At 61.8% G+C, this 1,048-nt stretch carries 1 protein-coding gene; it reads left to right on the top strand.

The window, feature by feature from the left end; translation table 11 throughout:
* The first annotated feature begins 47 nt into the window (after positions 1–47).
* Positions 48–995: an IS5-like element ISGNB1-1 family transposase gene (locus tag J1777_RS14200; RefSeq protein WP_015061183.1), complete on the top strand. Its 948-nt coding sequence runs from the start codon at positions 48–50 to the stop codon at positions 993–995.
* Positions 996–1,048 lie beyond the last annotated feature (53 nt).

The raw sequence follows: 1,048 nt of genomic DNA, 5'->3' as shown, positions 1-1,048 counted from the left end.
AGGCTCTGTTGCACAAACCCTGCCCCCCGAACTGTTAGCCTCGGGACATGAGTGAATCCAAGAGCGCCAAGCCCCGCTACAAGACCACCAACTGGGCAGCGTACAACGCAGCGCTCAAAGCCCGGGGCTCGCTGGCGATCTGGCTGGACAAAGACATGCAGTGGTACGCACCCGCCAGCGGCAAGCGGGGTAGGCAGCACGTGTTCAGCGACGCCGCCATCCAGTTCTGCCTGAGCATCAAATGCCTTTTTGGTTTGGCCCTGCGCCAAAGCCTGGGACTGGTGCAAAGCCTGCTGCACCTGGCAGACCTGGATTGGAGGGTGCCCGACTTCAGCACCGTGAGCCGACGCCAAAAGACACTGCAGGTGCAACTGCCCTACCGAGCCTCTACCAGCGCGCTGAACCTGCTGGTGGACAGCACCGGCATCAAGTTCCTGGGCGAGGGGGAGTGGAAACGCAAGAAACACGGGGCAGAGTACCGGCGCCAGTGGCGCAAAGTGCACCTGGGTATTGATGCCAGCACGCTGGAGATACGGGCCATTGAAGTCACAGACAACAGCGTGGGCGACGCGCCCATGCTGCCTGGGCTGCTGGGGCAGATACCACCGGGTGAACCGATCGCCAGTGTGAGTACCGACGGTGCATACGACACCAAGGCGTGCCATGCGGCGATCATGGAACGTGGGGCACAAGCGATCATCCCGCCGCGCAAGAACGCCCAGGTGTGGAAGTCCCAAACGCCTGGGGCCATGGTGCGTAACGAAGCGGTGCTGGCGTGCAAGAGGCTGGGTTGGCGTATCTGGAAGAAGTGGAGCGGCTACCACCGCAGGAGTCTGGTGGAGACCAAGATGCATTGCTTCAAGCGCCTGGGCGAGCGGGTGATGGCCCGCACATTCGAGCGTCAGGTGACAGAGTTGCATGTGCGGGTGGCCTTGCTCAACCGATTCACGCAACTTGGGTGCCCCACAACGGTGGCGGTGCCTGCTGTGGCGTAGCTGCGTCTGGGGTAGGGGTCATATCGACTTTTTTCGACTTGTGCAACAAAGCC

The organism is Comamonas denitrificans (assembly GCF_017368815.1).
Taxonomy (GTDB): domain Bacteria; phylum Pseudomonadota; class Gammaproteobacteria; order Burkholderiales; family Burkholderiaceae_C; genus Comamonas; species Comamonas denitrificans.
The sequence above is the reverse complement of the archived record's forward strand: the minus strand, read 5'-3'. Positions and strand labels throughout refer to the sequence as shown.